This window comes from Brevundimonas sp. ZS04 (assembly GCF_001956865.1).
Taxonomy (GTDB): domain Bacteria; phylum Pseudomonadota; class Alphaproteobacteria; order Caulobacterales; family Caulobacteraceae; genus Brevundimonas; species Brevundimonas diminuta.
The window spans coordinates 23,136-44,832 of record NZ_MTHE01000016.1; the positions used below are offsets into that span (position 1 = coordinate 23,136).

Consider the following 21,697-nt stretch of genomic DNA (forward strand, 5'->3'; position numbering starts at 1 on the left):
GGTTCGCCGTCCGGGGCTTTTTTCGTGTCGCCTTGTCGATCAGAAAGAGCCGCCCAGGAGCGCTGCTCCGAAACCGTCAGGCCGCCAGCCCGTCAGCGGCATCAGCCTTCTTGCGGCGCAGTTCGATGATGCGGACGCACCAGATGGAGACCTCGTAGAGCAGGACCATCGGCACAGCCAACATCAGCTGGCTGATCGGATCGGGCGGCGTGACCACAGCGGCGACCACGACCACGGCGACAATGGCGTAGCGACGCCCCTTAGCCATCATCTGACTGTTGATCAGGCCCGCCAGCCCCAGCAGGGTCATCACGACCGGCAACTGGAAGCACAGGCCGAAGGCCAGGATCAACGCCGTGACCAGGTTCAGATAGTCCGACACCTTAGGCAGAAGTTCGGCCGCCACGCCCTCGCCGATGATCTGCTGGCTCAGCGAGAACCACATCACGAACGGCAGCATGACGTAATAGACCAGCGCCGCGCCCAGCAGGAACAGCACCGGCGCGGCGATCAGGAAGGGCAGGAAGGCGCCCTTCTCGTTGCGATACAGGCCCGGCGCGACGAAGCGGTACAGCTGCCAAGCCAGCACCGGAAAGGCCACAATGACGGCGCCCAGCCCCGCCAGCTTCATCTTGGTGAACAGGATCTCCAGCGGCGCGGTGTAGATCAGCTTTACGCTGTTGTGATCCACATCCGGCACGGGGATCAACCCGGCCGTGCCCAGGATCAGACTGAACGGCGACACATGGCCGTGAGCCCCTACCGTCTGGTGGAAGGCGGCCGAGACCACATAGGGCTTCACCAGGAACAGATAGAGGGTCTCGGAAAAGGCGAAACAGCCGATGAAAGCGATGACAAAGGCGACCACGCAGATCATCAGCCGCGAACGCAACTCGATCAGGTGATCCATCAGGGGCGCGCGGGAAGCCTCGATCTCGGCTTCGTCGTGTTCAGCGCGACTCATAGATCAACCTTCTTGGTGCGCGTGACCTTGGGACGAGCGGCGTCAGCTTTCAGCCCAGGCTTGGCGGCCGGCTTGCGCGCCTTGGTCTTGGCGCCGTCGGCAGGGGCGGCGGCCGCCTTCTTGGCGCGCGGCTTGGCGACGGGTTTGGGCGCAGGTTCAGGCGCAACGGCGTCCGAAGCAGTATCCGGCCATTCATCGACGCCCGTGGCCACTGGCTGAGGGGCCTCGTCCGCGACCGGCACGGCGGGCGCAGGGACGGCCGGCGCTTCGATTGGCGCCTCCAGCTCCTTGCGAATGTCCTTGAAGGCTTCGTCCGCCTCGGCGCCCAGGGCGTACATCCCCTGCCCCGACCGCAACGCCTCGACCTCCTTGCGAAGGTCGTCCAGCTCGGACTGGCGCGCCATTTCGTCGAAGCTGGCGCGAAACTCATTGGCCATGCCGCGCGCCTTGCCGACGAACTGGCCGACCCGGCGCATGAGCATGGGCAAGTCCTTAGGCCCCACGACAAGCAGGGCCACCAGACCGATGACAAGGATTTCGAACCCGCCGATTCCGGGGCCAAGACCACCCATGATTCAGCGTCTTCCGGCGAGGATCAGCGGTTCAGTTCTTCTTTTTCGGCGTCCGTGCGCGGCAAGGCGCCCGGAGCTTCCTTGTCCTTGGCGCCCGTGTCGTCCTTCAGACCATCCTTGAAGGCGCGAATGCCCTTGGCGGCGTCGCCCATGATGCCCGACAGCTTGCCGCGACCGCCGAACAGGACCAGCACGACGACGACGACGATGGCCCAATGCCAGATGCTCATGGAGCCCATGGCGATACCTCCTCAAGGGGACTCACCGAGACGCGGCCCCACCGACTGATTGTTGTGCGTCATATAGGCTGAGTGATGGCGACGCGCCAAGGGACGCTGTACGCATCGCGGCCATGAGTCTCAACGATCACGTCATCATCCACACCGACGGCGCCTGCAAGGGCAATCCCGGCCCCGGCGGCTGGGGGGCGATCCTGCAAACCGGCGGAGGTCACGAGAAAGAACTCTGGGGCGGCGAGTCCCTGACGACCAACAACCGCATGGAGTTGATGGCCGCGATCATGGCGTTGGAGGCGTTGAAGCGTCCCTGCCGCGTCGATCTGCACACCGACAGCAAATACGTCATGCAGGGCGTGACCGAATGGATTCGCGGCTGGAAAGCGCGCGGTTGGAAGACCGCCGACAAGAAGCCGGTCAAGAATGAAGACCTGTGGCGGCGCCTGGACGAGGCCCGCAACCGCCACGAGGTCAAATGGCACTGGGTGAAAGGCCACGCCGGCCACGCCCTGAACGAACGCGCCGACGGCCTGGCCAATCGCGGCGTGGCGGAAATGCGCGGACGCTAGAGCGCCCGCACCTTCAGCAGAGGCCCCGACACCGATTCGATGATGACGCTCTCGCCCGCCAGGGGCGAAGCGCCTTCGATCTCGGCCGGCCATTCCGATCCCGATACGAAGACCCGGCCGCGCCCGCCGACAAAGGCCTCGACCACCCGAGCGCGCTCGCCGACCAGACGGATGTCGCGATCATTGATGTCGGGCTGATCCTTGGGGTTCACCCGCTTGATCAGACGACGCGACAGGACGGTTGAGGCCACCGTCAGCGCCGCGAAGACGCCGATCTCGACCGGCAGACCCAGCTGCGGTGCCAGGGCGGACAGCAGGGCCGTCAGCCCCGCCGACACCGCCGGCCACAACAGCCACTCGGTCGAAGCCGCCGCCTCTATGCCCAACAGGACGACGCCGATCGCCAGCCACAACCAGAACGGCTGCGAGGCGTAGAGGGAGACGAACCAGTCCATGCCCTACTCCGTCGTCGGCACGGCGCCGCTCGAACGACGCGGCGCGGCGCGCGGCGCGGCCTGACGCGCGTCCGTGCGGACCTGCTGCTGTTCCTTGGCCAAGCCGACCAGTTCGCCGACGCCCGCAATAGTGCCGACCAGGGCACCCATTTCCGACGGCACGATGACCGTCTTCTGCTGCGGGCTACGGGCCAGCTCGGCGAAGGCCTCCACATACTTCTGGGCCACGAAGTAGTTGATGGCGTTGACGTCGCCGCGGGCGATCGCCTCCGACACCATGGCGGTGGCCTTGGCTTCAGCCTCGGCTTCACGTTCGCGGGCCTCGGCGTCGCGGAAGGCTGCTTCCTTGCGGCCTTCGGCTTCCAGAATCGCCGCCTGCTTGGCGCCCTCGGCGCGGGCGATGGCGGCCTGCTTCTCGCCGTCCGCCTCGGTGATGACGGCGCGGCGCTCGCGCTCGGCCTTCATCTGACGGGCCATGGCGTTGGTGATGTCCACCGGCGGCGTCAGATCCTTGATCTCGATGCGGTTGGCCTTGATGCCCCACGGCTCGGTCGCGGCGTCGATAACGTGCAGCAGGCGGGTGTTGATGCTGTCGCGCTGGCTCAGCACCTCGTCCAGCTCCATTGAGCCGACCACGGTCCGCAGATTGGTCATGCACAGTTGGGCGATGGCGTAGGTCAAGTCGTCGACGCGATAGGCCGCCTTGGCCGCGTCCATCACCTGAATGAAGACGATGCCGTCGACCTTCACCATGGCGTTGTCGCGGGTGATGACCTCCTGGGTCGGCACGTCCAACACCTGCTCCATCATGTTCATGCGGCGGCCGATGCGCTCGACGAACGGGGTCAGGATATGGATGCCTGGCGTCAGGGTCTTGGTGTATTTACCGAACCGTTCCACCGTGAATTCACGGCCTTGCGGCACGATCTTGATCACGCTGAACAGGAAGATGATCGCAAAGACTGCGAACATCACAAAGAAAATCAGCGAAAAATTCATTAGGCCCTCCGGTTGGAGAAAGAGCTTAGCCGCCCAGGGTGCGTCACGCCACAGAATCCGGTTCCGTCAACATGACATCCGCGTCAGCCATTCGCCGCGCCATACGAATGATGCGTCGCGTCTCTTCCCAGTCGACCATGGTCAGGGCCGTCTCGAGCGGGAAAAAGCCTGCATCGGCGGCGTCATCGCCCGCAACGACCACGCCCGACGTCCAACGCGCGGCGTAGTCGATCAGGACATAATGTCGCCCCGCCTCTGGAAACAGCCCATCCACAACATCGATCAGGCCGATCAGATCCGCCTCGACGCCGGTTTCCTCTCGCAGTTCGCGAAGAGCGGCGGCGGCCAGGCGCTCGCCTGGCTCCAAGCGGCCGCCGGGCAGGCTCCATTCGCCCACGCGCGGCGGCGTGCCGCGACGGATCAGCAGCACTTCGTCGCCTTTGAGGCACACCACGCCCACGGCCGGTGTCGGAATCATGTTTTGCCCCCAAATTGACCGCCAGAAGGCATGGTTTTGCGCTTCCACCACGGGCCGCCTTTTGCCACAAGGCCGATATGACCCTCCCGACGCCAGAATCCCTCGCTGAACTCAAGGCCGCCCTGCCCGGCGCCTGGACGCAAGACGCCGCCGAGATGGCGCCGTGGCTGACTGAGTGGCGCGGCCGCTGGACCGGCGAGACGCCGCTGCTGCTGCAACCGCGCACGACCCAAGAAGTCGCCCGCGCCGTCGAGATCTGCGCCCGTCACGGCACAGCCATAGTGACGCAAGGCGGCGGCACGGGCCTGGTCGGCGGCCAGATCCCTTACGGCGAGGTGCTGCTGTCCACGCGCAAGCTGCGGACCGTGCGCGACGTGACGCCGCTGGACGACGCCATGACGGTCGAGGCGGGCGTGACCCTGCTGGAGGCGCAGGAACTGGCCAAGGAGAAGGGCCGCTTCTTCCCCCTCAGCCTCGCGGCCGAGGGGTCGGCCACCATCGGCGGCGTCATCTCGACCAATGCGGGGGGCACCGCCGTCCTGCGCTACGGCATGATGCGCGATCTGGTGCTGGGCATCGAAGCGGTCATGCCCGATGGTCAGGTGTTCAACGGCCTGAAGCGGCTGCGCAAGGACAACACTGGCTATGACCTGAAGCAGATGTTCATCGGCGCCGAAGGCACGCTGGGCGTCGTCACGGCCGCGACGCTGAAGCTGTTTCCCATCATGCGCAGCCGCGCCACGGCCATCGTCGGGCTGGAGAGCCACCACGACGCGGTCGTGCTGCTGGCCCGCGCCAAGGCCGAGACCGGCGGCGGGGTCGAGGCCTTCGAGTTGATGAAGCGGCTTGGCATGAGTCTGGTGCTGAAGAACATCCCCGACACGCGCGAACCGCTGGAAACCACGCCGCCCTGGTATGTGCTGATCGAGCTGGCCTCGGGCGAGCCGGACGGCGCCGAGGCGGCGATGGAGCGCCTGCTGACCGCCGCCTTCGAGGAAGGCCTGATCGTCGACGCCGCCATCGCCCAGAACGATGCCCAGAAGGCTGAATTCTGGCGTCTGCGCGAAGAGCATTCGGCCGCCCTCAAGCCCGAAGGCGGCGGATGGAAACACGACATCTCGGTTCCCGTCTCGCGAATCGCGGACTTCATCGACGAGGCGACGGCGGCGGTTGAAAAATTCCATCCCGGCTGCCGGGTGTCGGTCTTCGGCCACGTCGGCGACGGCAATCTTCACTATGATGTGATCCCCGGCGTGGGTGAGGACGTGGCCGCCTTCATCGCGCGCTGGATGGAAGGGTCCGAGGTCATCCACGATGTGGTCGCTCGCTATGACGGCTCGATTTCGGCTGAACACGGGCTGGGGCGGCTGAAAACCGACGAGGCCCGTCGCTATAAATCACCGCTTGAGGTCGCCACGATGCAGGCGATCCGTCGGGCCATCGATCCGCAGCGGATCATGAATCCAGCGGTTCTTTTTTGAGGGCTTGCGACCGTATGTGACGTTTCTCGCGGTTCAAAACCTCGTGGAAGCGGCCTATGAGGCCCGCTCTTGAGACGCATACGGAGTCGATCGTCTTGTTGATCGTCCTGTCCCCGGCCAAAAAGCTGGACTTCAATCCGCCCGCCATCGACGCCCCCGTAACGCCGAGGCGATGCGCCGATGAGACCGCCGAACTGGCCAAGGTGACGCGCGAACTCAGCCGTGCGGACCTACGCCGCTTGATGTCCATTTCCGACGCCCTGGCCGAGTTGAACTATCAGCGCTTTCAGGCCTTCGACAACGATGCGTCGGAAGGCGCGCTCCAGGCCGTCTTCGCCTTCGCCGGCGATGTCTATGACGGCTTGTCGGCGCGCACACTGTCGGTCGACGACCTGAACTGGGCGCAGGATCACCTGCGCATCCTGTCTGGCTTCTATGGTCTGCTGCGGCCGCTGGATGCGATTCAGCCCTATCGGCTGGAAATGGGCATCCGCCTGAAGACCAAGCGCGGCTCCACCCTGTACGACTTCTGGGGCGAGCGGATTTCGCTGCGCCTGAACGAAGACGCCGGAAAACTGGCCGAGCAGACGTTGGTGAACCTGGCCAGCCACGAATATTTCGGCGCGGTCGATGCGCGGGCGTTGAAGCTGCCGGTCGTGACCCCCCACTTCAAGGAGAAGAAGGACGGCGAGGCCCGCATCATCTCCTTCTACGCCAAGAAGGCCCGCGGCGGCATGGCCCGCTTCGCCATCGAGAATAGGCTAGAGAAGGTCGAGGATCTGAAAGCCTTCGATCGTGACGGCTATCGCTTCGACAAGAGTCTTTCGACGGACACGGACTGGATATTCATCAGGGAAGGAAATTCCTGATCGCCAGATTGAACGACTGCGGTTAGGTTGCGTTGCAGCAACATCTTCCACGGGTTCTTTCTGTCATGTTCGCGATGAACGATCTCAAGGGCCGCGTCGCGGTCGTCACCGGCTCGACCTCGGGTATCGGTCTGGCGTTTGCGCGGGCCGTGGCCCTATGCGGCGGCGACGTGATGCTGAACGGCCTGGGCGACGCCGAGGCCATCGAGACGACGCGCGCGAACCTGGCTGCCGAAACCGGCGTGCGCGTCCTTTATCACCCCGCGGACATGACCCAGCCGGATCAGATCGAGGACATGATCGCCACGGCGCAGCGCGAGCTGGGCCGCCTCGACATCCTGGTCAACAACGCCGGCATCCAGCACGTCGAAGCGGTCGAGAACTTCCCCGCCGATGCGTGGGAAAAGATCATCGCCATCAACCTGTCCTCGACTTTCTACGCGACCAAGGCGGCTATCCCGATCATGAAGGCCCAGGGGCGCGGCCGGATCATCAACGTCGCCTCGGCGCACGGCCTGGTCGCCAGCCCGTTCAAGTCCGCCTATGTCGCCGCCAAGCACGGCGTGATCGGCTTCACCAAGACGGTGGCGCTGGAACTGGCGCAGGAGAACATCACCTGCAACGCCATCTGCCCCGGCTTCGTCGAGACGCCGATCGTCGCCAAGCAGATTCAGGATCAGGCCCGCACCCGCAACATGAGTGAGGAAGACGTGATGAAGAACGTCATTCTCGGCTCCCAGCCGACCAAGCGCTTCGTCACGACCGACGAACTGGCGGGCATCTTCCTCTATCTGGCGTCGGATCTCGGCGCCTCGGCCAACGGCGCCCACTTCTCCGTCGACGGCGGCTGGACCGCGCAATAGCCTCGATGGCGCCCGCGCGGGCCGAAAGACGGAGAGGCTGATGGCGAAACGCAAACCTGTCTGTCTGGCCCTGCAGGGCGGCGGAGCGCACGGCGCCTTTCAATGGGGCGTGCTGGACCGGCTGCTTGAGGCCGATGTGTTGGACGTGCGCGCGGCCACAGCCGCCTCGGCCGGAGCGATGAACGCCGCCGCCCTGATCACCGGACTGGAACGCGGTGGAGCCGAAGGCGGGCGCGAGGCGCTGGACACCCTGTGGCGCGAGGTGAACCAGTCCGGCGGGCGCAACGTCTTCGGCGATAGCGCCGTCTGGTCCCGCGCCCTGACGCCCGACTGGTTGAAGGGCACGCCGATGTGGCAGGCGGGGCAGACGCTGGCCCTGTCGATGAGCCCCTATTCCTTCAACCCGTTCAACCTGAACCCGCTGCGCCGGGTGCTGGAGACGGCAGTGGATTTCGAGGCCCTGCGCGCCTCATCCATCCAGATGTTCGTCTCGACGACGGCGGTGCGTGCGGGCCGTTCGCGCATCTTCAAGTCCGAGGAAATGGCGCCTGAGGTGCTGCTGGCCTCAGCCTGCCTGCCCCAACTGTTTCAGGCGGTCGAGATCGAGGGCGAACCCTATTGGGATGGCGGCTATCTGGCCAACCCCGCGTTATGGCCGCTGTTCTATACGGACACGCCGGACGACATCCTGCTGCTGCCGCTCAACCCGTTCCAGCGTGACGAGACCCCGCGCGAGGTGGGCGACATCAACGACCGGCTGAACGAGATCGTCTTCAACGCCCCGCTGGTCGCCGAACTGAGGGCCGTCGCCTTCGTTCAGGACCTGATCGCCGAGGGCAAGCTGAAGCCCGGCGAAGACCGTCGACGCGGCATCCGCATCCACGTCATCGAGGCCGACGAATGGCTGGGAGGCCAGTCGCTTCACTCCAAATTCGACACGGAGTGGAGCTATCTGAACGAGTTGAAACAGCACGGCCGGACAGCGGCCGACACCTGGCTTGAGACCTGCCTGCCCAAGGTCGGCAAGGCGTCAAGCGTGGATGTAAAGGCGCGGTTCCTCTAGCCGACGAAGCCCGCCGCGCGACGCAGGCGGTCGTTGATCGCCTCGCCCAGCCCCTTGGCCGGAATGGGCGACACCGCGATCCCCGAAGGCTTTGAGCGATCCGCCTCACGCAGCAAGCGGAACAGATTGGCCGCCGCCTCACGCAGGTCGCCGCTCGGGCTGAGGCTCCAGCGCGGATCGCCGACGCCCGCGCCGAAACCCAGCAGGATTTCGCCGTCCCTCGCCCCGTCCGCCTCGATCCGGACCGGAGCGTCGGGCGCATAATGCAGGGCCAGACGGCCAGGCGAACGGTGCCCCTGCCCGCTTTCGGCCAGCGGCCCGGCGACCGCCTCGATCTCTTCGCGCGTGACGGAACCGGGACGCAGCAGGGCGACCTGACCGTCCAGCACCGAGACGACGGTGCTTTCCACCCCCACAGCGCAGGGGCCGCCATCGACGGCGGCGCCCACGGCATGACCCGTCTCTTCCATAGCGTCGGTGAAGGTCGTCGGGCTGGGCCGCCCCGAACGGTTGGCCGACGGCGCGACAACCGGCCCGCCAAAGGCCCCGATGACCGCCCGCGCGCGCGGATGGCCCGGCACGCGCACGGCCACGCTGTCCAGCCCCGCCCGCGCCAGATCACACACCCGCTCGCGATCGCGCACCGGGGCCACAATGGTCAACGGCCCCGGCCAGAAGGCCTCGGCCAGCGCGCGCGCCTGGGCGTCGAACACGGCGATCGCCTCGGCGTCCACGGCGTTGGCGACATGAGCGATCAGGGGATTGAAGCGCGGCCGACCCTTGGCCTCGAAGATTCGCGCCACCGCTTGCGGGTTGGAGGCGTCGGCCGCCAGACCATAGACCGTCTCGGTCGGCAGGATGACCAAACGCCCCGTTTTCAACGCCTCGGCGGCGATTTCGGGGCTGTCGCCTCTAGCGGGTCGGTCGGCGGGCACGGTCGGCCTTTCCTTACGCGGCGTCAGCCGTTCAAACAGGCGCGTACAGTGCGCGGAATCTCGACCAAAGTCCAAGCAGGCTTGCGCCCGGCGACGTGGCGGCCGACAGAAGCGCAACGTCTTTCTGAGGATAACCGATGAGCTACCGCGCCCCCGTCCGTGACATCGCCTTCGCCCTCGACGCCGTGGCCGGGATCGGCCAGGTGGCGGCGACCGGCGCCTTTCCCGATTATGACGCCGACGTCGCCTCGGCCGTGCTGGACGCCGCCGGTCAGTTTTCCGAAGAGGTGCTGGCGCCGCTGAACCGCCCCGGCGATCTGGCGGGCGCCAAATACGCCAACGGCGCCGTGACGGCCGCGCCCGGATTCGCCGACGCCTATCAACAGTTCGCGGCGGGCGGCTGGACCAGCCTGACCGCCTCGGTCGAGGCCGGCGGACAGGCCCTGCCCAAGGCGCTGGAACTGGCGGCCTATGAGACCGTCCACGCCGCCAACATGGCCTTCGGCCTGTGCCCCATGCTGTCGCTGGCCTCCATCGAGGCGCTGGAGCAGGTCGGCAACGAACACCAGAAGGCCACCTATCTGCCCAAGCTGGTCAGCGGCGAATGGACCGGCGCCATGGTGCTGACCGAACCGCACGCGGGGTCCGACCTGGGCGCCCTGACGGCGACGGCGGTTCCCAACGGCGACGGAACCTACGCCCTGACCGGCCAGAAGATCTTCATCACCTGGGGCGACCACGACGCCACGGACAATATCGTCCATCTGGTGCTGGCCCGCCTGCCCGACGCGCCTGCGGGGCCCAAGGGCATCAGCCTGTTCCTGACGCCCAAGTTCGCCGTCAACGCCGACGGTTCGTTGGGCGAACGCAACGCCTTCCGCCCGGTCGGCGTCGAACACAAGCTGGGCATCCACGCCTCGCCCACCTGCGTCATGAGCTATGAGGGCGCCCGCGCCGAACTGGTCGGACAGCCGAACCAGGGCCTGGCCCATATGTTCGTCATGATGAACGCCGCCCGCCTGGCCGTCGGCGTCGAAGGCGTGGGCATCGCCGAACGCGCCTATCAGCACGCCCTGGCCTATGCGCTGGAACGCCGTCAGGGCCGCAGCGTCTGGACCGGCCAGAAGGACGCCCCGATCTTCGACCACCCCGACGTGCGCCGGATGCTGTCGGTGATGAAGGCCAAGGTCGCCGCCGCGCGCGCCATCTGCCTGTCGACCGGCGTCGCCGCCGACCTGGCTCGCCACGCCGCCACCGAGGAAGAGCGCAAGGTCTGGAAGGGCCGCGAAGACCTGTTCACCCCGATCGCCAAGGCCTGGTCCACCGACGTCGGCTGCGAGGTCGCTTCGCTGGGCGTTCAGGTCCACGGCGGCATGGGCTTCATCGAGGAAACCGGCGCGGCCCAATACTATCGCGACGCCCGCATCACCCCGATCTATGAAGGCACAAACGGCATTCAGGCGATGGATCTGGTGGGCCGCAAGCTGTCGATGGACGGCGGCGAGTCGGCCAAGGCCCTGATCGCCGAGATGAAGGCGACGCTGGCCCAGATCGACCGCCTCTATGCCGGCAAGCCTGTCGAGCGTTTCGCCACAGCTATCGAGGCGGTCGAGGACGCCACCCTGTGGCTGCTGGACGCCAAGTCGGACCCGGCCCGCGCCGCCGACGTTCTGGCGGGCGCCGATGCCTATCTGAAACTGATGGGCGACGTGGTCGGCGGCTGGATGCTGGCCAAGGGCGCTCTTGCCGCCAAGGCGAAGCTGGACGCCAATGACGGCGACGCCGTGTGGCTGCAGGGCAAGCTGGATCTCTATGAAGTCTACGCCGCCAACGTTCTGGGCCACGTCTCCAGCCGCTTGGCCGCTGTCGGACAGGGCGGCGACCTGCTGCAACGCATGAGCGCCGAAGCCCTGGCGGGTTGATCGCCGTTCTATGACTTGAGCGTAAAGCGCCTCCTGTGCCACCTAGGCGCGGGAGGCGTTTTCGTATGAATCGAACAGTCGGCGCGGCAGTCCTGGGCACGATCATTGTCGGGTCAGGCGCGACCGCCTTTGCCGAAGACAAAGCCCGACCTAAGCGGCTCCCCGTCGTCGTCGAAAATCCGGCCTGGGTTGTTCCACCCCAAGTCGATGGCGACGACTACCCCATCTTCGCCGCCTATCTGGGCGTGAACGGCTCTGTCAGCCTGGAGTGCATGGTCACTCCCCAAGGCAGCCCCGAAAACTGCCTGGTCAAGGACGAGCGGCCGACAGGGCTGGGTTTCGGCGATGCAGCCAAACGCATCATCCTTCGCCATCGTCTGACGCCGCGCCGCGTAAACGGCGTGGCGACACCGGCCAAGTTCGTGGTTCGCTTGCCTTTCACCGCCGATTTCGAAGAACCAGAAGACGCGGCCCCGCCTCCCACAACGCCCTGGACCGGACCGGAGCCTTCGGCTCCCCAACTCGCCAACGCCCTAGAAGTCATCGAAGCCGTCGGCATCCCGTCTGTCGCCGAGCGTCTGGGGCTGGATGAATTGCCGGAAAGCCGTCGAACGGCCGTCCAGGCATGGGCCACAGAGCTGTTTCCACCCGATGCGGAACTGGCTGAGGCCTTGGCCCTCGGCATGGCTCGACTATGGGCCAAGGAAGCCATGGATCGTTTCGTTCTGGGAACAGAAGCGCCTCAGATCACCGAAGCTGAAGCTCGCGCGGCTTACGGAGAGCCGGACTTCACGGCCATCGACGCCGAAATGAAGCGCCGCTACTGTGCAGCCTATGACTGCGGAGACGCAAGGAAATGATCCTGGCGCTCACTCTGGCGACCATCCTCGGGGCTTCCTCCCAAGCCGAACAACCGCACGATCCCCCTGTCGCCTGGCTCACACGCCCTACGCCGACGCCAGACGACTTTCCGCCGTTCGCCGCCGCCATGAACATCAGCGGCTGGGCCGAAGTGAACTGTCTGGCGACGGCCGAAGGCCTGCCCAGCGCCTGCACCGCCATGCGCGCAAGGCCCGATGGGCTGGGATTCGCCGAGGCGGCCGTTCGCGTGATCCAGCGGGCGCGATTGACGCCGGCCGCGCCCGACATTTCGCCCGAAGAGCGCGTGTTCAAGGCGCGCGTGCCGTTCAATAGCTCGCCATTCAGCGACGCACCGCCGTCACCCTGGTCCGGCCCGACGCCCAACGCCGCACAGTTGGAAAGCGGCCGTCGCTACGCCCGACGCAGCGTCGAACCGGTCGCCCGCCTGCGACGCCACTGGCGGCTGGATCAGATGCCGCCCGAGATGCGCCGGACGACCGAAGGCTGGATCGCCGAGCTGTTCGGAAACCTGGAGACGGAACGTCAGCGACGGGCTCTGGCCGCGGCGCGCGTCTTGGCCGTGCGCGGGCTGGACGCCATGCCGCCCAAACAGCCGGATGACTGGACTGAATCCTGGGTTCCACAGTTGAACGAGGCCAGTCGCGATCTCCATCCTCGCGAACCGATGATCGAACTGCGTCGCCGTTTTTGCGCCCGTTACGATTGCGGGCCGACGGCCGAAACCGTCGCCACCCCTGAATAGTCCGGAGTTCCCCGCATGATTACGCTTCTGGCGACCTTGGCTCTGCTGGTCGAACCTGCACATTGGGAGACTCCGCCGGATGTGAAACGTTCCGACTACCCAGCCCTGGCCAGGGACTTGCGGATCAACGGAAACGTCACGCTCGAGTGCGTCAATAATGAAGACGGCGCCCTGTCCCGGTGCGCGGCCATGTCGGCAAAGCCGGCCGATGCGGGCTTTCAGCAGGCCGCCCTGGCGATCGTGTTCCGAGGGCGCGTCGCCCAGCTTGCGGGCGTCCCTTTCAGCATCGAACTGCCCTTCGACATCCTAGACGAAGACGACGAACCGCTGCGCCAACCGTGGGAGGGCCCCGAACCAGGCCCAGAACATATCCAGGCCGCCCAGGCCTTTACCGACAGCTTCTATGGCGGCAGCCGCTCTGCGGCCGAACGCTCGATCCGGGATTGGAAGGTCAACGAGATGCCGGCCGAAAAGGCGGCGCTTCTGCGCGGCTGGATGGCCGAGCTATATCCCGACCTTGAAGCTGAGAAAGCCTGGCACGCCGCAGGGGTCGCTCGCGTCCTGGCGCTGCACGGCGTGGACTATCTGCCGACCAAAAAACCGATCGGCTGGGACGTCTGGTACGCTCAGGTCACCCGGGCCAGCCCGGAAGACCCGGCCCCGATCAGAAACGAAATGCGCCGCCGCTACTGCGCGGCGTTCGACTGCGTTTCGGGCGTAGCGGTCGACTGATCCAGCAAGGCGATGGTCTCGCGTACATAGTCGGCGTGGGCCACGACGCCCAGGTCAATACCCTGTCCGCCGCTCTGAACCTCCTGCACCAGCACACCGGCGATAAAGGGATGGTCGGGAACCGGCGCTCCCGGCACGCGGCGCGCCGCCGGAGTCCAGAAGACCGGCCCTCCGGAGTTCCCCTGAGCCACCACGAAATCCAGCAGGAAGATCGGGAAGTGCCGAATCGGCGTCAGCGGCCAGGAGCTGATCCGCCCCAGCCGCAGGATGGGAAAGCCCGCCCGGTTGGCCGACAGCCCATGCGGATAGCCCAGCGCCAAAAGTTCATCCCCCGGCCCCATACGCCAGCGATCAAAGGCCTCGGCGTCAGCCAGCCATCCGGCGGGAATCGCCGCCTGGGCGAAGGCGGGCGGCGCCGTGATCTCCATCACCGCCACGTCACGCTCTGGATGCGCGGTCCACAACGGCGCGCCGTCCGCGTCGCGGATCGTCAGGTTTTCCGGCGTGAATTTCCAGGCGCCGTCCGCCTCGGCCGTGCGCCAGCCGATCCGCGCCTCATTGCCCGGCATGACGTCCAGCACGTGCCGCGCCGTCACCAGCACCACCCGCGGCGCGCCGTCGGGCCGAGGCGCGGCGATGAGGAAACCTGTGCCGACCTTCCTCTGGCCGTCGCTGATGGCTTGATCCAATTGCACAGTGGCGTTGATCACGCCGACCGTCAGATCCCATTCGGGCGGCGGAGCGGCGACGACAGCGGGTTGTTCGGGCGGAAGATCCTGAATGATCATGCCGCCATTTGACGCCGAGCGTCGCCGGGCACAAGGTCCAGCTCAAATCATATTCAGGGGGAAGCCCACGCCATGAACCGCCGTGAACTGATCGCCTCGACCGCCGCCGTCGGCGTGGTCGCCGCCTCCCCCGCCCTTGCCCGCCAGAGTACCGGAGCCTCGATGTCAAAACCCACGCCGCCCGTCGCCAAGAAGGTTCCCGTCCGCATTGAACAGTTGGGCCGCGTCCGCGTCGACGACTATCAGTGGATGAAGGACGACAACTGGCAGGCCGTGCTGCGCGACCCCTCGCTGATCAAGGCCGACGTCAAGGAGCATCTGACCGCCGAGAACACCTATCGCGAGGCCATGATGGCCTCCACCCTGCCGCTGCAGGCGCAGATGTTCGAGGAGATGAAGGGCCGTATCAAGGAGGACGACAGCTCCGTCCCCGCCGCCGACGGGCCGTGGCAATACTACGTCCGCTATAACACCGGCGACCAGCATCCGCTCTATTGCCGCCGCCCACGCGGGAAAAAGGATGGCGAGATCATCCTGCTGGACTGCAACAAGCTGGCCGAGGGCAAGGCCTATTCGGAAGTCTCGGCGACCGAACACAGCCCCGACCACGCCCTGTTCGGCTATGCCGAGGACGCCCAGGGGTCCGAAGTCTACAAGATCTATGTGAAGGATCTGGCCACCGGCGAGGTGCTGCCCAACCCGATCGAATCGGCCAGCGCCAACTTCACCTTCTCGCCCGATAGCCAGTGGATCTTCTGGACCAACCGCGACGACAACGGCCGCCCGGACAAGATCTTCCGTCGCCCGGCGCGCGGCGGCGAAACCACGCTGGTCAATGAAGAAACTGACGAAGGCATGTTCCAGGGCGTCGGCCGCACCGCCGACGACGCCTTCATCGTCATCTCCATCGGCAACCAGGAAACGTCGGAAAGCCGCATCATCCCGGCCGCCACCCCCACGGCCGCGCCCGTAGTAGCCGAGCCGCGCCACGTCGGTCGCCTGTATGACCTGGACCACTGGGGCGACCGCTGGGTGATCCGCACCAACGCCGACGACGCTGTCGACTTCAAGGTCATGGAGGCGCCGACCGCCTCGCCGGGCAAGGCAAACTGGAAGGATCTGATCCCGCACACGCCCGGTCGCTTCATCGAGGGCGTAGCCTTGGTGAAGGACTATCTGGGTCGCCAGGAACGCGCCGACGCTAACACCAAGATCGTCATCCGTGATCGCGCCGGCGCCGAGCATGAGATCGCCGTGGACGAGCCCGCCTACGCCCTGTCGCTGGGCGGCGCGTCGGAGTTCGACACCACAGTCATGCGCTATGGCTACAACTCGCCGTCCACGCCGACGTCCACCTATGACTACGATCTGAAAACGCGGGAACGCACCCTGCGCAAGGTTCAGGAAATCCCCTCGGGCCACAATCCGGCGGACTATGTGGTCGAACGGCTGAACGCCCCGGCCTCTGACGGCGAACTGGTGCCAGTGACGGTCCTGCGCCGCAAGGACACGCCGGTCGACGGCTCGGCGCCGCTGCTGCTATACGGCTACGGCTCCTACGGCATCCCGATGGCGGCCAGTTTCGCGACCAACCGGCTGTCGCTGGTCGATCGCGGCTTCATCTACGCCATCGCCCACATCCGCGGCGGCTCGGACAAGGGCTGGAACTGGTTCCTGACCGCCCGGCGCTTCACCAAGAAGAACACCTTCACCGATTTCATCGCGGCCGCTGACCACCTGATCGCGCAAAACTACACCAAGGCCGGAAACATCGTCGCCGAAGGCCGATCCGCGGGCGGCCTCCTGATGGGCGCCGTCACCAATATGCGGCCGGACCTGTGGGCGGGCGTGATCGGCGGCGTGCCCTTCGTCGACGTCATCAACACCATGAGCGACACCAGCCTGCCCCTGACCCCGCCGGAATGGCCTGAATGGGGCAATCCGCTCGAGGATGCAGCCGCCTACGACTACATGCTGAGCTACAGCCCCTACGATCAGATCGAGGTCAAGCCCTACCCGGCCCTGCTGGCGACCGGCGGCCTGTCCGATCCGCGCGTCACCTATTGGGAGCCGGAGAAGTGGGTGGCCAAGCTGCGTCCGGCCTCGACCTCGGGCAAGCCGGTGCTCTTGAAGATCAACATGGAGGCGGGTCACTTCGCCTCGTCGGGCCGCTTCGACTATCTGAAGGACATCGCCCACGACTACGCCTTCGCCGTCTGGGCGGTCGAGAAGGGCTGGGAAAAGGCGTGATCGTCCGGCCGTTCGCGGAAGCCGACCTGGCGGCCGTAACGGACATCTACGCCGACAGCGTGCTGAACGGCACGGGGACGTTCGAACTGGACGTCCCCAGTGCTGATGAAATGCGAGCGCGCTTAGCCGCACCCGCAGCCCTAGGTCTGCCGGTTCTGGTCGCCGAAATCGACGGAGCGGTCGCGGGCTACGCCTATGCTGCGCCTTATCGCCTGCGCGCGGCCTATCGCTTCATGGTCGAGGACTCGATCTACGTCGCCGAAGCGTTTCGCGGACGGGGCGTCGGCAAGACACTGCTGGACGCCCTGCTTAGGGCCTGCGAGGCCCTGGGAATGCGTCAGATGGTGGCGGTGATCGGCGACAGCGCCAACACCGGCTCCATCGCCCTGCACGAAGCGGCGGGCTTCGCCCACGTCGGCGCCTTCCGCGACGCCGGGTGGAAGTTCGACGGCTGGCGCGACGTGGTCTTCATGCAGAAGGCGCTCGGCCTCGGCGGCGCGGCTTCGCCCGACGCCGAAGGCCTGGATTGCGGTCGCTAGAGTCTGAATTCGCAGATTTTTTAGCAAAAGCGCCACAATGCGCTTGACCGAAAGCGCGACGAACCGTATTCGCCCCTCCTCTCCTCCTCGCGGGGGGGAGAAACGCGGGTGTAGCTCAGTTGGTTAGAGTGCCGGCCTGTCACGCCGGAGGTCGCGGGTTCGAGCCCCGTCACTCGCGCCACTCCTTCTCAGAAATGAGGGAGTGGCGCGCCACATTCTCAAAAACGAGTCATTGTCAGGTGAGGATCAGTAGATTCTTGCCCTGCTTACCTGTCTGCTGAAACCGCACGGCACTCGCGTCACTTCCAGGGCGATGCACGTCTAGCCTCGTTTCAGCGCCAACGCTTTGACAAAAAAAGCGGCGGGTCCATGAGACCCGCCGCCCTCAGTATTACGCTGAACGCACCCTAGAAACGGGCGCGAGCACCGACGTAGAAGTAACGACCGATGACGTCGTAGGTCGACGGGTCGGTCTGATACTGGAAACCGCTCGCATAGCGCGGCGGATCCTTATCGAACAGGTTATCAACCCCGCCGAAGAGCTCCAGCGTGTCGTTCACTGCCCAAGATGCGTTCAGGTAGAAGTAGCTGTAGGCGTCGATCTTGCCGATATCGCCCGCAGCCACATCAGCAGCATCATCGACAACGCTGCTGATATACGTCCAGCGCAGCGAAGCCGAGAAGTCTTCATACGCCCACGAGAAGCGCGTGTTGAACTTCCACTCCGGCAGCGTGGTTTCACCCGGCGTGCCGTCACCGATACCGCCAACGAAGCTGTCGCTCATCGGGCTAGCGGCGTCGGACTGGAACTGCTGGTTCTCGTACCAGGTGCCCTGGGTCGAGAAGCCAAGGCGTCCCAGCCAGGACGGCGCACCGTAGTCAGCCGGCGTGATGCTGTAGTTAAGCGCCATGTCGACACCCGAGGCCTTGAACGTGGCCAGGTTGGCGTTGGTGGCGGTGATGAAGCCGTTCAGTCCCGTGTTCGTCAGATAGCCCGTATCGGCATCACGATTCAGGTTCTGGCAGTAGACGTTCGAGTTGCTGAACGTCGGGTTGAAATCGGCGTTAAAGCAACGCGACAGCGATGTCGAGAAACCGATCGAGCTGATAACATCGTCGATCTGGATATCGAAGTAGTCAATCGTAGCCGTTAGACTGGAAGCCCAGCTCGGAACCGAAGACGGCGCGCGGAAGACGACACCGATCGTGGTAGAGTCAGCCGTCTCAGGGTTCAGGTTCTGATTACCACCAGAGAAGGTACGATACTGAGTACCAACGGAGTCCCAGGTCGCCGTGATCTGCGAGGACTGAGTCTGGCAGAGCGCCAGGACCTGAGATGCGTTGGCTCCCGTACGAGCCGCACTATCCTTATCGCAGGGATCGAGGTTGCCAGTGGTAACGCCCGGATAGCCTTCAGCCCGCGTGCTGAACAGTTCGCCTACCGACGGAGCACGCACAGCACGCTGTTGCAAGGCACGGAAACGCATCCAGTCGACAGGGGCCCATTCACCACCGTACTTCCAGGTCTCAGTCGCCTGCCCGATTGAGTAGTCCGACCAGCGGTAACCGCCTTCCAGACCCAGGTAATGGGCGAAGGGCTGTTCAGCCAGGATCGGCACTCGCAACTCGCCGAAGACTTCCCAGACATCATAGCCGCCCTGAACCGGACCAGCCGAGTTGCCGCCCAGCAGAGTGCCCGTCTGCACGCCTTCCGGCGGCAGGTCGTCATAGGCGATGTCACGATACTCGCCGCCGAACGCGAAGCTTACAGGCCCGGCAGGCAGAGTGAACAGATCGCCAGTGATGGAGGCCACGACGTTCTTCTGTTCGATTTCCGTCACGCCCACCTGACCCTTGGCGGCAATATAGTCAGCCTGATCGGGCGTGATGTTGTTGGCGCCGAACGGGTTCAACGGCACACAGGTCGTAGGCGTTCCCAGACGACCAACCGGTCCCGTCGGCGAGCCCGTCGGGCAACCGGCCAGTGCAGCACGAATGCGGTTCGCCTCAGGGAAGCCAACGTATTCTTGCGTGTTCCGATACTTGCCGTACGACGCATAGACATCATAGGCCCACTCCTTGCCGTAGATCGGCGGGAGATTACCGCGGAAGCCGCCCGTCGCCTGATAGGCGGTGGTGTCGTAGTTGTAGGTACGCGGCCCCAGTTCGTTCGTACGACGCGCCAGTGCAAACGTCGTCACGCCTGCGCTGGTCAGAAGCGCCCTGACTTCAGGACTCAAAGTCGTGGTCGTAGCGACCGGGATCGAGAAGCCTGCGGGCGATTCAGCCAGCTGGTTACTGCTGTTGTAGGTGCTGAACAGCGCATCACCGTAGAATTGAATACGATCTGTCAGATCATACTTCATCTGCGTGTAGAAGTTAGTACGCTCATACGGCGACTGCAGCAGGTTCACCGGGTTGAAGTCGTAGAGGAACATCTCATCCGGATTCCAGCCGCCGGTGTTCGGTCCCGTGTAACCGAACGTCCCATCCCCGGTGCCGGCGATAAACAGCGAACCATCCGGGTTAAAGCCCAGACGCTGACCCGCATAGATGAGGTCAGGATCCGTCAGGCCACGCGCCGCGAAATAGCTCTGATACGTAGCCAGTTGTGCGGCGGTCGCGGACGGCGAGATCGAGAAGGTGCCATCACCCGTCGTACCCGAACCGTCGGGAACGCAAGAACCGTCATTATAGCAATATTGAGCCGTGCGAGAGATTTCGCGAGCGGTCTGCGGGATGCCATCACGCGTGTTGTGCGAGGCGGCAAAGGTCAAGTGACCTCGACCGTCGGCGAACGGGCCGCCAAGAACCAGGTTGTACTGGACTTCCTTGCCGTCATTCTCTTGCGAGATGCCGTACTGAGCCGAAACCTGAGCTCCCTCGAAGTCATCCTTCAGCAGGAAGTTGACTACACCCGAAACAGCGTCGGCGCCGTACACGGCCGAAGCGCCGCCGGTGATGATCTCGACACGGTCCATCAAGCCGGATGGTAGAATGGAAATGTCCACGGCGCCGCTCGCGGAACCCGGAACCAAACGACGGCCATTGACGAGGGTCAGGCCACGCGAAGTGCCGAGTTGACGCAGGTCAAGGAACGCCGCGCCGCCCGAAGACGGGTTGTTGTTCGTCTTGGTCAGGCTGGGCGACAACTGCGGCAACGCATTCAGGTAGGTTTCAATCGTCGCAGTGCCGATCTCCTCCAGTTGCTCAGCGCCGACCGTCACGATCGGACTGCTGCCCGTCGTGTCCCGCACACGGATACGCGAACCGGTGACGACAACGTCTGAAACCTGGCTCGCCTGCTCTTCACTGCTCGTATTCTGCGCCGCCGCAGGCGCTGCGAAACCAATCAGCGCCGCACCAGCTATCATCGTGGACGCAAGCAGCCGCTCACGTTTCATCTGGATCTTCAAGATAAATCCTCCTGTGTTGCGCTAGGCCCCCAACGACGCATTCCCGCCATCTGCCCGCGCGGCCGCTTCACTCCTCCCCCCGTTCAGGAGATTCGGAACGAATGACTGGAACTTTCATAACCGCCGCAATGACGCGAATTCTAGAATTATTACCGCTTCACAACAACTCCGCCCTATCAATGTCGCAAAATCGCCACGCCAATTTATCTCACGAACATAAACTTTCGAAAACAGACACATTATTGACCAGAAGGATCATTCGATGAGCTCCCTCACATCGGCAAACTCGGCTCTAAAAATCTGCGGTATGGCTGCAACGTTTATGCTCATTTTTCCAGAGACGGGGCACGGCCGCCCTCAAGAGCAGCTAGATCCCGTCGCTGAAATCACAGCCTGCAGATTGATCGCCGAAAGCACGCTTCGCCTTGCGTGCATGGATCGCGCAGCACACCTCCTAGTTCAAAGTCATGAACGCGGAGAGCTGACCATCATCAATCGCGCACAGGTTCACGAAGCACGCCGCAAACTCTTCGGCTTCAGCGGGGCCTTCCCACCCTTCTTCGGCGGAAACGATCAGGAAGAAGAAATTTCAGCGATTGAATCCACGCTGATACGTCTAACGCGCGACAGTGGCGGACGCTGGGTTTTTCAACTCGCAGATGGAAGCGAATGGAGACAAGTCGACAATGAATCGCCCCACCTTCGCGCTCAAACTGGCGCCCAGGTGCGGATCCGTCGCGCAGCTTTTGGGAGCTATATGCTGAATGTGGGCCACGCCCGCGCCATTAGAGTGAGAAGACAATGACATCACTTTTCAGCACCACGGCAGACATCTGAGTTTCGCCCCAAGCAAAGCTGTATACTGGCGACATAGCGCCGCATTAGGGCTGAGACTGACACTCCACAGTCATCCGGATCACGAAGGCTTGGTTCCACCGGGAC

21 protein-coding genes and 1 tRNA gene are annotated in these 21,697 nt (G+C 64.7%); 13 read left to right on the forward strand and 9 right to left on the reverse strand.

The annotated features are described in order from the left end of the window. Positions 1-76: 76 nt before the first annotated feature. Genes tatC through BJP32_RS14860 form a run of 3 tightly spaced genes read right to left on the reverse strand, consistent with a single transcriptional unit; the run spans position 77 to position 1,775 of the window. Positions 77-964 (reverse strand): twin-arginine translocase subunit TatC, encoded by an 888-nt coding sequence (gene tatC, locus BJP32_RS14850; RefSeq protein WP_003164815.1) that lies wholly within the window; start codon positions 962-964, stop codon positions 77-79. Continuing rightward, positions 961-1,536 carry a Sec-independent protein translocase protein TatB gene (gene tatB / locus BJP32_RS14855; protein WP_046653931.1) on the reverse strand — a complete coding sequence of 192 codons (576 nt, stop codon included), beginning with the start codon at positions 1,534-1,536 and terminating at the stop codon, positions 961-963. Before tatB ends, tatC begins: the two co-directional genes overlap by 4 nt. A 23-nt stretch (positions 1,537-1,559) precedes the next feature. Further along, a complete protein-coding gene (locus tag BJP32_RS14860) occupies positions 1,560-1,775 on the reverse strand; it encodes a twin-arginine translocase TatA/TatE family subunit (RefSeq protein ID WP_003164813.1) in 216 nt (71 codons plus the stop codon). A 113-nt stretch (positions 1,776-1,888) separates the two neighbouring features. Here BJP32_RS14860 and rnhA point away from each other — a divergent pair, with 113 nt between their 5' ends. After that, on the forward strand, positions 1,889-2,341 hold the full coding sequence (rnhA, locus tag BJP32_RS14865; protein WP_003164812.1) for a ribonuclease HI: 453 nt from the start codon (positions 1,889-1,891) through the stop codon (positions 2,339-2,341). On the opposite strand, the gene BJP32_RS14870 is transcribed toward rnhA, so the two are convergent. The 3 genes from BJP32_RS14870 to BJP32_RS14880 form a co-directional block, all read right to left on the reverse strand. Beyond that, entirely contained in the window at positions 2,338-2,796 is a 459-nt protein-coding gene (locus tag BJP32_RS14870) for an NfeD family protein (protein WP_003164811.1), read from the reverse strand. The two genes, rnhA and BJP32_RS14870, sit on opposite strands and share 4 nt — an antisense overlap. Before the next feature lie 3 nt (positions 2,797-2,799). Further along, positions 2,800-3,768, reverse strand: a complete 969-nt coding sequence (locus BJP32_RS14875; RefSeq protein ID WP_369822425.1) for an SPFH domain-containing protein — start codon at positions 3,766-3,768, stop codon at positions 2,800-2,802. Between the two features lie 70 nt (positions 3,769-3,838). Next, entirely contained in the window at positions 3,839-4,273 is a 435-nt protein-coding gene (locus BJP32_RS14880; RefSeq protein ID WP_046653930.1) for an NUDIX hydrolase, read from the reverse strand. 77 nt (positions 4,274-4,350) lie between these two features. On the opposite strand from BJP32_RS14880, the gene BJP32_RS14885 reads away from it, so the two are divergent. From BJP32_RS14885 to BJP32_RS14900, 4 genes are all read left to right on the forward strand, one after another. After that, positions 4,351-5,754: an FAD-binding oxidoreductase gene (locus tag BJP32_RS14885; RefSeq protein WP_046653929.1), complete on the forward strand. Its 1,404-nt coding sequence runs from the start codon at positions 4,351-4,353 to the stop codon at positions 5,752-5,754. Positions 5,755-5,849: 95 nt separating this feature from the next. After that, the gene (gene yaaA, locus BJP32_RS14890; RefSeq protein WP_046654036.1) at positions 5,850-6,623 is read left to right on the forward strand and encodes a peroxide stress protein YaaA; all 774 of its coding nucleotides are present in this window, start codon (positions 5,850-5,852) and stop codon (positions 6,621-6,623) included. Positions 6,624-6,688: 65 nt separating this feature from the next. Continuing rightward, positions 6,689-7,486 carry a 3-hydroxybutyrate dehydrogenase gene (locus tag BJP32_RS14895; protein ID WP_046653927.1) on the forward strand — a complete coding sequence of 266 codons (798 nt, stop codon included), beginning with the start codon at positions 6,689-6,691 and terminating at the stop codon, positions 7,484-7,486. 40 nt (positions 7,487-7,526) lie between these two features. Beyond that, positions 7,527-8,549, forward strand: a complete 1,023-nt coding sequence (locus BJP32_RS14900) for a patatin-like phospholipase family protein (RefSeq protein ID WP_046653925.1) — start codon at positions 7,527-7,529, stop codon at positions 8,547-8,549. On the opposite strand, the gene BJP32_RS14905 is transcribed toward BJP32_RS14900, so the two are convergent. After that, positions 8,546-9,484, reverse strand: a complete 939-nt coding sequence (locus BJP32_RS14905) for an L-threonylcarbamoyladenylate synthase (protein WP_046653923.1) — start codon at positions 9,482-9,484, stop codon at positions 8,546-8,548. The two genes, BJP32_RS14900 and BJP32_RS14905, sit on opposite strands and share 4 nt — an antisense overlap. 137 nt (positions 9,485-9,621) lie before the next feature. On the opposite strand from BJP32_RS14905, the gene BJP32_RS14910 reads away from it, so the two are divergent. From BJP32_RS14910 to BJP32_RS14925, 4 genes are read left to right on the forward strand one after another with little or no spacing between them, the layout of a single operon-like run. Beyond that, positions 9,622-11,406: an acyl-CoA dehydrogenase gene (locus tag BJP32_RS14910; protein ID WP_046653922.1), complete on the forward strand. Its 1,785-nt coding sequence runs from the start codon at positions 9,622-9,624 to the stop codon at positions 11,404-11,406. 35 nt (positions 11,407-11,441) lie between these two features. Then, on the forward strand, positions 11,442-12,266 hold the full coding sequence (locus tag BJP32_RS14915) for an energy transducer TonB (RefSeq protein WP_143255487.1): 825 nt from the start codon (positions 11,442-11,444) through the stop codon (positions 12,264-12,266). Continuing rightward, complete coding sequence (locus BJP32_RS14920; RefSeq protein WP_052748082.1) at positions 12,263-13,030, forward strand: energy transducer TonB; 768 nt, start codon at positions 12,263-12,265, stop codon at positions 13,028-13,030. Before BJP32_RS14915 ends, BJP32_RS14920 begins: the two co-directional genes overlap by 4 nt. A 15-nt stretch (positions 13,031-13,045) precedes the next feature. Beyond that, positions 13,046-13,762, forward strand: a complete 717-nt coding sequence (locus BJP32_RS14925) for an energy transducer TonB (RefSeq protein WP_046653921.1) — start codon at positions 13,046-13,048, stop codon at positions 13,760-13,762. Here the strand turns inward: BJP32_RS14925 and BJP32_RS14930 are convergent. Then, entirely contained in the window at positions 13,717-14,550 is an 834-nt protein-coding gene (locus tag BJP32_RS14930; RefSeq protein ID WP_003164798.1) for a serine protease, read from the reverse strand. The two genes, BJP32_RS14925 and BJP32_RS14930, sit on opposite strands and share 46 nt — an antisense overlap. A 72-nt stretch (positions 14,551-14,622) precedes the next feature. On the opposite strand from BJP32_RS14930, the gene BJP32_RS14935 reads away from it, so the two are divergent. The 3 genes from BJP32_RS14935 (at position 14,623) to BJP32_RS14945 (ending at position 17,520) form a co-directional block, all read left to right on the forward strand. Then, a complete protein-coding gene (locus tag BJP32_RS14935; RefSeq protein ID WP_046653919.1) occupies positions 14,623-16,800 on the forward strand; it encodes a S9 family peptidase in 2,178 nt (725 codons plus the stop codon). Continuing rightward, complete coding sequence (locus BJP32_RS14940; protein WP_046653914.1) at positions 16,797-17,339, forward strand: GNAT family N-acetyltransferase; 543 nt, start codon at positions 16,797-16,799, stop codon at positions 17,337-17,339. Before BJP32_RS14935 ends, BJP32_RS14940 begins: the two co-directional genes overlap by 4 nt. A 104-nt stretch (positions 17,340-17,443) precedes the next feature. Further along, positions 17,444-17,520 (forward strand) — tRNA-Asp (locus tag BJP32_RS14945). 226 nt (positions 17,521-17,746) lie between these two features. On the opposite strand, the gene BJP32_RS14950 is transcribed toward BJP32_RS14945, so the two are convergent. Continuing rightward, positions 17,747-20,755, reverse strand: coding sequence for a TonB-dependent siderophore receptor (locus BJP32_RS14950; RefSeq protein ID WP_076224662.1), 3,009 nt, complete (start codon positions 20,753-20,755; stop codon positions 17,747-17,749). Positions 20,756-21,017: 262 nt separating this feature from the next. On the opposite strand from BJP32_RS14950, the gene BJP32_RS17220 reads away from it, so the two are divergent. Continuing rightward, positions 21,018-21,560 carry a hypothetical protein gene (locus tag BJP32_RS17220; RefSeq protein WP_143255488.1) on the forward strand — a complete coding sequence of 181 codons (543 nt, stop codon included), beginning with the start codon at positions 21,018-21,020 and terminating at the stop codon, positions 21,558-21,560. Positions 21,561-21,697 lie beyond the last annotated feature (137 nt).

Bases quoted from the DNA above. Each gene is read 5' to 3' on its own strand.
- BJP32_RS17220 (WP_143255488.1), top strand. From the start codon at position 21,018: ATGAGCTCCCTCACATCGGCAAACTCGGCTCTAAAAATCTGCGGTATG.
- BJP32_RS14895 (WP_046653927.1), top strand. From the start codon at position 6,689: ATGTTCGCGATGAACGATCTCAAGGGCCGCGTCGCGGTCGTCACCGGC.
- BJP32_RS14860 (WP_003164813.1), bottom strand. From the start codon at position 1,775: ATGGGCTCCATGAGCATCTGGCATTGGGCCATCGTCGTCGTCGTCGTG.
- BJP32_RS14885 (WP_046653929.1), top strand. From the start codon at position 4,351: ATGACCCTCCCGACGCCAGAATCCCTCGCTGAACTCAAGGCCGCCCTG.
- BJP32_RS14935 (WP_046653919.1), top strand. From the start codon at position 14,623: ATGAACCGCCGTGAACTGATCGCCTCGACCGCCGCCGTCGGCGTGGTC.
- BJP32_RS14925 (WP_046653921.1), top strand. From the start codon at position 13,046: ATGATTACGCTTCTGGCGACCTTGGCTCTGCTGGTCGAACCTGCACAT.
- tatB (WP_046653931.1), bottom strand. From the start codon at position 1,536: ATGGGTGGTCTTGGCCCCGGAATCGGCGGGTTCGAAATCCTTGTCATC.
- tatC (WP_003164815.1), bottom strand. From the start codon at position 964: ATGAGTCGCGCTGAACACGACGAAGCCGAGATCGAGGCTTCCCGCGCG.
- BJP32_RS14900 (WP_046653925.1), top strand. From the start codon at position 7,527: ATGGCGAAACGCAAACCTGTCTGTCTGGCCCTGCAGGGCGGCGGAGCG.
- rnhA (WP_003164812.1), top strand. From the start codon at position 1,889: ATGAGTCTCAACGATCACGTCATCATCCACACCGACGGCGCCTGCAAG.
- BJP32_RS14930 (WP_003164798.1), bottom strand. From the start codon at position 14,550: ATGATCATTCAGGATCTTCCGCCCGAACAACCCGCTGTCGTCGCCGCT.
- BJP32_RS14870 (WP_003164811.1), bottom strand. From the start codon at position 2,796: ATGGACTGGTTCGTCTCCCTCTACGCCTCGCAGCCGTTCTGGTTGTGG.
- BJP32_RS14875 (WP_369822425.1), bottom strand. From the start codon at position 3,768: ATGTTCGCAGTCTTTGCGATCATCTTCCTGTTCAGCGTGATCAAGATC.
- BJP32_RS14910 (WP_046653922.1), top strand. From the start codon at position 9,622: ATGAGCTACCGCGCCCCCGTCCGTGACATCGCCTTCGCCCTCGACGCC.
- BJP32_RS14920 (WP_052748082.1), top strand. From the start codon at position 12,263: ATGATCCTGGCGCTCACTCTGGCGACCATCCTCGGGGCTTCCTCCCAA.
- BJP32_RS14880 (WP_046653930.1), bottom strand. From the start codon at position 4,273: ATGATTCCGACACCGGCCGTGGGCGTGGTGTGCCTCAAAGGCGACGAA.